This is a genomic window from Anaeromyxobacter dehalogenans 2CP-C, assembly GCF_000013385.1.
Lineage (GTDB): Bacteria > Myxococcota > Myxococcia > Myxococcales > Anaeromyxobacteraceae > Anaeromyxobacter > Anaeromyxobacter dehalogenans_B.
The window spans coordinates 595,611-605,125 of record NC_007760.1; the positions used below are offsets into that span (position 1 = coordinate 595,611).

Genomic DNA, 9,515 nt, shown 5'->3' on the forward strand with positions numbered 1-9,515 from the left:
GGACCCCAGGGACTACCCGCCGCTCGTGGTCGCCGGCTTTGCGCCGAGCAGCGTGGCGAGATCGCCGGGGTAGACCTTGCCCCCGTACACGTAGCTCGGGGTCCCGCGCACGCCGGCCTGGATGGCGCTCTCGATGTCGTCGGCGAGGCGGCGCTCGGTGTCGGGCGACGAGAGGCACGCGTCGAAGCGCGGGAGGTCGAGGCCGACTCGCCGGGCCAGCTCCCGCACCGGCGCCTTCTCCGCCTGGTTCCGGAACAAGGCGTCGTCCATCTGCTCGAAGCGGCCCTGCGCCTCGGCGCAGATGGCGGCGCGGGCGAGATCGCAGGCGCCGACGTGGAACGGCCGGGTGAGCTTCGGGTTGCAGGTGTCGTCGAGGGGGAAGTGGCGCCGCACCACCTTCACGTCGGGCCGGGACGCCAGGATCGGCTTGTTGGCCTCGTGGCTCTTGGCGCAGAACGGGCACTCGTAGTCGCTGTACTCGTACAGCACGATCGAGCCGGGGGGGCCGAGCTTCGCGGCCGGCGCGGCGGCCGCCGGCGCGCCCGTGCCCGTGCCCGCGGGCGGCGGGCCGGCGTAGAACGCGAACAGGCCGCCGGAGGCGGCGAGGAGCACGAGCGCCGCGGACGCGGACGCGAGCGGGCGCGCCCGCAGCGCGGCCAGGTCCGCCCGGATCGCGGCCGCGGGGCCGCCGGCGCGCCGCGCCAGGACGAACGCGCAGCCGGCGAGCGCGAACGAGACCAGCCAGGAGCCCGCGCACACGATGCACAGGGAGCCGATCACCAGCTCGGAGATGGCCGCCAGGAACACCGCCCCCGCCGCCATGAAGCCCGACGCGGCGAGCAGGAGCCCGGCCGGCCAGCCCGCCTCCGCGCGCGGCCGGCGCAGCGCCGACGCCGCGAGCGCGGCGATGACGAGGTACGCCAGGAGGCCCCAGGCCGCGAGGGGCACCCCGAGCAGCGACGACCATGCGCTCAGGGCCACCTTGTCGCAGTTTACGCGCTCGGAGATGGCGCAGAAGCTGGAGGCGCCGCCGGCGTGGGCGCGGCCGTGCAGGAGCGTCAGCTCCGCGGCGAGGCCGGCGCCTGCCAGCGCCAGGAGGAGGATGGCGAGCTCGAGCGCGCGCGAGCGGGCGGAGGTCCCCCCGCGATCGGGCTGCTTGCCCCTGGAGGTGTCGGGTACGTGGGGTGCGGGCACGGGGGGATGGTAACCGGAAGTCGCCCGGCCGTCCTGCCTACCGGCGTGCCCCACCGTCAGGCGGGGTACTCGAGCGGAAGCCGGAGCGAGAACCGGGCGCCCTTGCCCGCGGCGCTCTCGACCGCGATGTCTCCGCCGTGCGCGTTCAGGATCTGCCGGGCCGTCCACAGGCCCACGCCGAGCCCTGGGTAGTGCGCCACCGGCGCCGCCCGCTCGAAGCGCTCGAACACGCGCGACTGGTCCTCGAGCGCGATGCCCGGCCCCCGGTCCTCGATGACCACGACCGCCCGCCGGTCGTCGCGGCTGGCCGTGACCTCGATGGGCGAGCGCCCGCCGTACTTCACCGCGTTGCCGAGCACCGCCGCGATCGCGTCGCCCACCCGGCGGCGGTCCCACCGGCCGGGGATCGGCCCGGGCGCGTGCACGCTCAGCGCCGTCCCCCTGCGCCGGACGTCCGGCTCGAAGCGCGCCGCCACCTCGTGCACCAGCTCGGCGAGGTCGAACGGGGCCGGCTCGAGCTGCAGCGCGCCGCGCGACATCTCGGCGAGGTCGAGCAGCCCGCTCACCAGCTCGCCCAGCCGCGCCACGTGGCGCTGCAGCTGCTCGAGGCGCTCCACCTGCTGGCCCGTGACCGCCTGCCCCTCGTGCGTCTGCCGGGCGAGCGACTGGGTCACGAGCTGCACGCAGGTGAGCGGGGTGCGCAGCTCGTGGGACGCGACCGCCAGGAAGTCGTCGCGCGAGCGCACCGCCTCGCGCGCCTCGGCCAGGTTCCGCCGCGCCTCCTCGCCGCGCCGGCGCTCGGTGAGGTCGCGGGTGATCTTCGCGAACCCGCGGAGCGCGCCGTCCGGGCCGCGCAGGGCGGTGACCACCACGCTCGCGAAGAAGCGCGTGCCGTCGCGCCGTACGCGCCAGCCCTCGTCCTCGCTCGAGCCCTGCTCGGCCGCCTCGCGCAGCTCCGCGTCCGGCTTGCCGCGGCGGACGTCCTCGGGCGTGAAGAACACCGCGAAGTGCCGCCCCACGATCTCGTGCGCCGGGTACCCCTTGATCCGCTCCGCGCCCGGGTTCCAGGTGAGCACGTGGCCCGCCGGATCCAGCATGAAGATCGCGTACTCCTTCACGCTGTCCACGAGGAGGCGGAGGAGCTGCCCCTGCTCCTGCAGGTGCCCCGGGCCGCCCGGGGGCGGGCGATGGTCGTTGGGGTCGCTCATCGTCTCGAAGCAGGACGTCCGCCGTCGAAACGCGCGAGCACGCGCGCGCACCCGGCGGGGGGAATCTTGCCTCGATCCGCGGTCCGCGCCGCGGCAGTTCGGCGCGCGCCCCAACAGGTTCCGCCGCGCGGGACGCCCCGCGACGTGCGGGCGCCCGGCCGGCTCTCCGTGCGGCACCGCGCGACCCGCCCGGCGAAACGCCGCGCCCGATCCGTGGTGCGAACCGCGGCCCGCGCGCGGTCTACACTCCCACCCATGGCGGGGACCGAGGGATCGCCGGTGGTGATCGTCGGGGCCGGGGTGGCCGGGCTCTCCTGCGCGAGGGCGCTCGCGGAGGGCGGCCGGCGCACCCTGGTGCTGGACCGGGCGCGGGGCGTGGGCGGCCGGTGCGCCACGCGCGCGCTGGAGGGCCAGCCGGTGGACTACGGCGCGGTGTTCCTGCACGGGCGCGACCCGGGGTTCCTGGCCGCGCTCGACGCGGTGCCCGCGACGCGGCTCGACTGGCCGGCCGACGTGCACGGCAGCGGCCCGCCGTGCCAGCCGGAGGCGTTCTCTCCCGGTGAAGTGCGCCGCGCCTTCGCGGAGGGCGTGAACGCGTTCCCGCGCCACCTGGCGGAGGGGCTGGAGCTGCGGCTGCAGCGCAAGGTGGTCGGGCTCGTGCCCGGCGACGGCACCGTCGCGCTCCGGCTCGACGACGGCTCCTTCCTGGAGACCGAGGTCGCGGTGCTGGCGCTCGCCGCCGAGCAGGCCGACGAGCTGCTCGCCACGGTGCTGCCGGCGCCGCCCGCCGTGGCCGCGGCCCGGGCGCTGCTCGCGACCGCCTCCAGCCACTGCGCGCTCGCGCTGCTGGCCGCGTACGCGCCCGGCGCGCCGCGCCCGCCGTGGCACGTGAGCTACCCGGAGACCTCGCGCATCGTCCAGCTCGTCTCGCACGAGTCGAGCAAGCGCCCGGGCTCGCCGCTGCTCGTCTTCACCTACCAGGCCCACCCGGCCTGGTCGCGCCAGCACCTCGACGATCCGGACTGGCCGCGCCACGTGCTCGACGAGGCCGCGCGCCTCCTCGGCGCGTGGGCCGCGGACCCGCGCACCGCGCACCCGCACCGCTGGCGCTGGGCCCGCACCGACCTCGCCGCGGAGCTGGCGCGCCCGCTGCTGCTGGCGCTGCCGGGCGGGGCGCGGCTGGGCGTGGCGGGCGATCGCTTCGCGCCGGGCGGCGGGGTCGAGGCGGCGTGGCGCTCGGGCCGCGCGCTGGCGGGGCGGATCCTCGCGGGGGAGGGGGCATGACCGGGGGCGGCGACGCGCTGGCGCAGCTCGTGCTGCGCGATCGGGACCACGAGTGCGAGGGCTTCGGGCCGGGCCGCGTCTGCGTGCGGGTGGTGGCGGTGGCCGGGCTGCCGACGCGCGCGGGCCCGTTCCGGATCGTGGCGTTCTGGAACAACCGCGACGCGAAGGAGCACGTGGCGCTGGTGCACGGGGACGTGGTGGGCGCGTCGGACGTCCCGGTCCGGCTCCACTCCGAGTGCCTGACCGGCGACGTGATGGGCTCGCTCCGCTGCGACTGCCGGGACCAGCTCACCGAGGGCCTCGCCGCCATCCAGCGCGAGGGGCGCGGGGTGCTGCTGTACCTGCGCCAGGAGGGGCGCGGGATCGGGCTCATCAACAAGATCCGCGCGTACGCGCTCCAGGAGCAGGGGCTCGACACGGTGGAGGCGAACCTCGCGCTCGGCTTCCGCGACGACGAGCGCGACTACGCGGTGGCCGCGCACATGATCCACGGCCTCGAGCTCCGCTCCATCCGGCTCATCACCAACAACCCGGAGAAGATCCGGCAGCTCACCGCCTACCGGGTCGAGGTGAGCGGGCGCATCCCGCACGTCATCCCGCCGGGCGAGCACAACCGCTTCTACCTGGAGACGAAGGCGCGGCGGTCCGGGCACCTCATCGACCTCGACGCGCTCGCCCCGCGCTCCGAGCAGGCCGACCCGGTGGTGGTCGCGCCGGCTCCGCAGGAGCCCGGCGCGGAGTGACGCGCGCCCGTAGATCCCCGGGATGCGCTCCGCCCTCGCAGCCCTCGGCCCGCTCGCGCTCCTGCTCGCCTGCGGCGCCGCCCCCGCCCGCCCGCGGGCGCCCGGCTGCACGATGGTGGAGCAGGGCTTCGGCGCGGCCGGCGCGGTCCGGATCCGGGTCGAGCGGGTGGCGAGCGGCCTCGAGGTGCCCTGGGGGCTGGCCTTCCTCCCCGGCGGCGACGTGCTGGTCACCGAGCGGCCCGGGCGCGTGCGGCTCGTCCGCGGCGGCCGCCTCCAGCCGGAGCCGGTGGCCACCGTGGAGATCGCGCCGGGCGGCGAGGGCGGCCTGCTCGGGATCGCCGCGGATCCGCGCTTCGACGAGAACCGGTGCTTCTACCTGTACGCGACGGTGGAGGCGAACGGGGCGCCGGTGAACCAGGTGTCGCGCTGGCGGCTCTCGGCCGACGGCCGCGCCGCGACGCGCGAGAAGGTGCTCCTCGACGGCATCCCCGCGGCCCGGTACCACGACGGCGGGCGGATCCGGTTCGGCCCGGACGGCATGCTGTACGTCGGCACCGGCGACGGCGGCCAGCCCGACCGCGCCCGCGACCCGGCGAGCCCGAGCGGAAAGCTCCTGCGCATCACCGCCGACGGCGCGCCCGCGCCGGGCAACCCGCGGCCGGACAGCGCGGTGCTCCTCTCCGGCATCCGCAACCTGGAGGCCTTCGACTGGCTCGACGACCGCACGCTGATCCTGGCGGATCACGGGCCCAGCGGGGAGCGCTCCCGCACCGGCCAGGACGAGGTGACGGTGGCGCGCGCCGGCGACGACCTGGGCTGGCCGGCGGTGTCCGGGTGCGACGCCGAGCCGGGGACGGTCGCGCCCATCCTCTCGTTCCGCGCGGCCGCGCCGCCGGGCGGCGGGAGCGTGTACCGGGGGTCGGCGGTGCCGCAGTGGAAGGGCAGCTTCCTGTTCGGGACGCTCCGGTCGCGCCACCTGCACCGGGTGGCGCTGGACGGCCGCGGCGGCCTCGGCGCCCACGAGGTCTACCTCGAGGGCGAGCCACCGTCGGGGCTGGGGCGCATCCGCGAGGTGGTCGAGGGGCCGGACGGCGCGCTCTGGCTCACCACCAGCAACTGCGACGGCCGCGGCACCTGCCCGGCGGAGCGGGACGTGGTGGTCCGGCTGGTGGGCGGTTGATCTTCTCGGCGCGCGCGGCTACATCAGAGGTACCGTGCACGCGCCCATCCACACCTCCCGGCGCCCCTGCCTCGCCCCGCCCCGGCGGATCGCGAGCGGGCGCCCGTGCGCCCACGGCACGGCCTTCCTCGGCCAGGGCGCCTCGATCCCCTCGCGCTAGAGCGCAGGACCGAGGCGCGTTCCACCCGCACCGCAGCACCGCCGCATCGCCCGCTCGCCGCGCCGCCGCTCGAGGCCGCGCGCGGGCATTCACCGCTGGACACACCCGGGCCCGGCCCGGGCCGAGCGACTGGAGGATCCATGAGCCGCGACCGCATCTACGTCAGCGAGACCGATCACGAGCGCCTGCGCGCGCTGGTGGAGCAGCACCAGGAGGGCCGCGACGCCGCCGCGGCGGAGCGGCTCGACGCCGAGCTCGACCGCGCCGTGCGCGTGCCGGACGGCCAGGTGCCGGCCGACGTCGTCACCATGAACTCGCGGGTCGTCTACGAGGACGGCGCGACCGGCCGGCTCCGCGAGATCACGCTGGTCTACCCGACCGCGGCCGACCTGCGGGAGGGCCGGCTCTCGGTGCTGGCCCCGGTGGGCGCGGCGCTGCTCGGGCTGTCCACCGGCCAGTCCATCTCCTGGACGCTGCCGGACGGGCGCGAGGTGGAGCTCAAGGTGCGCTCGGTGCAGCCGCCCGCCGCCGCGGCGGCGAGCGCGGCGGTGTGAGCGCCGCCGCGTCCGCTCACCCCGCCTGGCGCGGGCCGGCGGGGGGCGCGGCGGCCATCGTCGCGTCGGGCTGGGGCTCGGGCTCGACCACCGTCACGTCGAGGTGGACCTCCTCGAAGCTGGCGGTCGCGCCCAGCGTCAGCGCCGGGATCATGGTGTTGAGGAGCGCGTACGGGATGATCCCGCCCACCAGCCAGGGCGGGACGCCCTCGAAGCGCTCGATCACGATCTCGGCCAGCACCAGCGAGAACACGAGCGTGGGCACGAGCGCCGTCGCGACGCGCCGCGCCTGGCCCAGGCGCTCGCGGAGCGCGAGCCTCCGGTGCACCGCCACCAGGCCCACCCGCAGCGGGATCATGGCCGCGAGGTAGACCAGTCCGGCCGCGAGCGAGGACAGGGTGAGCAGCTCCGGGTGCAGGTGCGCGCCGGCGCTGAAGAAGTAGAACGGCGCGAAGAACGACGCGAACACCTCGACGGCGTGCAGCAGGCGGTCGGAGGAGAACGCCGGGAGCCGCTCTCGGAAGCGGCGCGCCGCCACGCCCACCAGGAACGCGCCCACCAGGTAGTACACGCCCAGCTTGCGGGTGGCGAACGCCGCCATCACCGCCAGCATCACCAGGAACGCGAACTCGGAGCGCGGCGCCCACGGCGCGATCGCGACCGCGAACGCCTTCATCACCAGCGGGATGAGCACCACCACCGCGAGCAGCGCCGCGGTGGCGCCGGCGAAGCGCGCCGCCGAGGTGGACTGGAGCACCGCGAACAGCACCGCCAGGGCGAGCAGCTCGGTGGCGACCGCCTTGGTGCGGGTCCAGAAGCGCTGGTCGGCGTCCAGGCCGAAGGACTGGAGCGAGTCGAGGATGAAGCCGGTGGAGGGCGTCACCAGCGCGAGCGCCACCAGCGTGGCCGGTCGCCAGGCCACCCCGGTGGCGGCCGCGATGGCCCAGGCGACGCCCGCGAGCAGGAGGGCCTGGATGACGAGGTGCTGGGCGACGAGCGCGGCGCCGCGGCGGAGGTCCTTCGCGTCCACGTCCAGGCCGGCGAACAGGAACAGGCCGGTGATGCCCAGCGTGGCGAGCAGCGCCAGCGTGGGGTCGCCGGTGAACAGGCCGGCGCGGGCGGCCGCCAGCCCGAGCAGGAGGCTGGTGATGGCGCCGGGGATGCGGAAGCGCTGCAGCGCCTTCGGGATGACGAAGAGCGCGAACAGCAGGGCGATGTAGGCGAGCTCGGAGGACACGGCCCGCACCATCGCAGCCGGCCGCCCCGCGGGCAACCCGCGATCGCCGCTACCCTGCGTGCTCGGTGAGGAGCCCGTCGAGGCGCTGCACGAACTGGCCGCGCGAGATCACCTCGTCCACCCCCGCCGCTCGGGCGGCGCCGGCCAGCTCGACCTCCACGTGGCCGAGGAAGCCGATGACCCGCACCGGCAGCCCGGCCTGCCGGGCGGCCCGCACCTCGTCGAGCACGCCGGGCTCTGAGAGGTCGGCGATGACGGTGCCCTGGCCCAGCTCGCGGGCGGCGTCGGACAGGCGGGCGCCGCGCGGGGCGAAGCGGACGGTGACGCCGAGCCGCTCGGCGGCGGCGTGGATCTTGGAGCGGAACACGAGGTCGCGGACGGAGACGAGCAGGGGCATGGCTCGGATGTACCGGGGTGGGGGCGGCGGCGCCGCGCCCGACGGGGCGCCGGGCGCTAGCGAGGCTTCGGGATCCCGGCCTCGATGCGCGCGGCCTCCTGGGGCGCGAGCAGCCGGGCCAGCTCCAGCTCCAGGTCCACGTCGCGGTAGGGCTTCCCGTGGCCGTGCTCGGTCTGGTCCTCGACCAGCCGGGTCAGCCGGACCTGCACGCCGCCCTCGCCCGGCGCGGCCTCGGCGTGCACGCGGGTCTGGTCCTTCCGCCAGCCGGTGTCGAGCTTGCGCCGCCCGGCCTTGTCGATCTCGGTGGGGCGGGCGGGGGTGAACAGGTTCACCACCATGCCCTGGATCCCCTCGCGCGGATCCTCCTCGTCGGCGAGCGGGAACTCCCTCTGCATGAGCAGCCGGCGCACGTCGCCCCAGATCTCCTCCGCCGGCTGCGGGTACCGGACCTTGTCGAGCTCGGCCTCCAGGTACCGGGTGCGCGCGCGCTGGGCGGCGACGGAGGCGCAGCCGGAGAGCGTGAGCGCGAGCGCGGCGGCGGCGATCCAGGGGGTGCGGGTCATCGGCTCTCCTCGGGGCGGGACGGCCCGAGGACTGTACCCGATGCCGGGGCGGCGCGGTGACCGCGCGCGCGGTCGCGCCAGGCGCCGAGCAGGACCGGCGCGACGAGCAGCGCGGCGACGATCGCGAGCGAGAGGGCGGCCGGGACCTTCACCCAGTCCATCGCCAGCATCTTCAGGCCCACGTACACCAGCACCGCGGAGAGGCCGGTCTTCAGCCCGGAGAAGCGCTCCACCATGCCGGCCAGCAGGAAGAACATCGAGCGCAGGCCCAGGATGGCGAAGATGTTCGAGGTGAAGACGATGAACGGGTCGAGCGTCACCGCGAAGATCGCGGGGATGGAGTCCACCGCGAAGATGACGTCGGAGATCTCGACCAGCACCAGCGCGAGCAGCAGCGGGGTGGCGACGCGGCGGCCGTTCTCGACCGTGAGGAAGTGCGCCCCGCGCAGCTCGTGGGTGGAGGGGATGACCCGCCGGACCAGCCGCATGAGCCGGCCGCCGGTGGGATCCGGCGCCTCGTGGCGCCCGAGGAACAGCTTCACGCCGGTCGCGACCAGCAGCGCGCCGAACACGTAGATGGTCCAGTGGAACCGGGCCAGGAGCGCGGTGCCGGCGAAGATCATCCCGGCGCGCAGGACGAGCGCGGAGAGGATGCCCCAGAACAGCACCCGGTGCTGGTAGAGCGGCGGCACGCCCAGCGCCGAGAAGATGATCACGAAGACGAAGATGTTGTCGACCGCGAGCGACTTCTCGATGAGGTAGCCGGTGAGGAACTCGAGGCCGCGGTCGGCCCCGAACTGCCACCACACCAGCGCGTTGAACGCGAGCGCCAGCGTCACCCACACCACGCTCCAGCCCAGCGCCTCGCGCACGCGGATGACGTGGGCCTTCCGATGGAACACGCCCAGGTCGAGCGCCAGCATCAGCGCGACGAAGGCCAGGAAGCCGATCCACAGGGCGGGTGAGCCGATCGATTCGACCAAGACATCCTCCGG

10 protein-coding genes are annotated in these 9,515 nt (G+C 75.8%); 4 read left to right on the forward strand and 6 right to left on the reverse strand.

Annotated elements, in window-relative coordinates; all coding sequences use genetic code 11:
• Positions 1–12 precede the first annotated feature (12 nt).
• A complete protein-coding gene (locus ADEH_RS02595) occupies positions 13–1,194 on the reverse strand; it encodes a vitamin K epoxide reductase family protein (protein WP_041453284.1) in 1,182 nt (393 codons plus the stop codon).
• A 56-nt stretch (positions 1,195–1,250) separates the two neighbouring features.
• Entirely contained in the window at positions 1,251–2,402 is a 1,152-nt protein-coding gene (locus tag ADEH_RS02600) for a PAS domain-containing sensor histidine kinase (RefSeq protein ID WP_011419565.1), read from the reverse strand.
• Positions 2,403–2,657: 255 nt separating this feature from the next.
• On the opposite strand from ADEH_RS02600, the gene ADEH_RS02605 reads away from it, so the two are divergent.
• From ADEH_RS02605 to rnk, 4 genes are all read left to right on the forward strand, one after another.
• Positions 2,658–3,686: an NAD(P)/FAD-dependent oxidoreductase gene (locus tag ADEH_RS02605; protein WP_011419566.1), complete on the forward strand. Its 1,029-nt coding sequence runs from the start codon at positions 2,658–2,660 to the stop codon at positions 3,684–3,686.
• The gene (gene ribA / locus ADEH_RS02610; RefSeq protein ID WP_011419567.1) at positions 3,683–4,429 is read left to right on the forward strand and encodes a GTP cyclohydrolase II; all 747 of its coding nucleotides are present in this window, start codon (positions 3,683–3,685) and stop codon (positions 4,427–4,429) included. Before ADEH_RS02605 ends, ribA begins: the two co-directional genes overlap by 4 nt.
• 22 nt (positions 4,430–4,451) lie before the next feature.
• Positions 4,452–5,609: a PQQ-dependent sugar dehydrogenase gene (locus ADEH_RS02615; protein ID WP_011419568.1), complete on the forward strand. Its 1,158-nt coding sequence runs from the start codon at positions 4,452–4,454 to the stop codon at positions 5,607–5,609.
• Between the two features lie 300 nt (positions 5,610–5,909).
• On the forward strand, positions 5,910–6,323 hold the full coding sequence (gene rnk / locus ADEH_RS02620) for a nucleoside diphosphate kinase regulator (RefSeq protein WP_011419569.1): 414 nt from the start codon (positions 5,910–5,912) through the stop codon (positions 6,321–6,323).
• A gap of 16 nt (positions 6,324–6,339) precedes the next feature.
• Here the strand turns inward: rnk and ADEH_RS02625 are convergent, their stop codons facing one another.
• From ADEH_RS02625 to ADEH_RS02640, 4 genes are read right to left on the reverse strand one after another with little or no spacing between them, the layout of a single operon-like run.
• The gene (locus tag ADEH_RS02625) at positions 6,340–7,560 is read right to left on the reverse strand and encodes a cation:proton antiporter (protein WP_232287414.1); all 1,221 of its coding nucleotides are present in this window, start codon (positions 7,558–7,560) and stop codon (positions 6,340–6,342) included.
• A gap of 49 nt (positions 7,561–7,609) precedes the next feature.
• A complete protein-coding gene (locus ADEH_RS02630; RefSeq protein ID WP_011419571.1) occupies positions 7,610–7,957 on the reverse strand; it encodes a hypothetical protein in 348 nt (115 codons plus the stop codon).
• Between the two features lie 56 nt (positions 7,958–8,013).
• Complete coding sequence (locus ADEH_RS02635; RefSeq protein ID WP_041453285.1) at positions 8,014–8,520, reverse strand: hypothetical protein; 507 nt, start codon at positions 8,518–8,520, stop codon at positions 8,014–8,016.
• Complete coding sequence (locus ADEH_RS02640; protein ID WP_232287511.1) at positions 8,517–9,443, reverse strand: TerC family protein; 927 nt, start codon at positions 9,441–9,443, stop codon at positions 8,517–8,519. Before ADEH_RS02640 ends, ADEH_RS02635 begins: the two co-directional genes overlap by 4 nt.
• Positions 9,444–9,515: the final 72 nt, after the last annotated feature.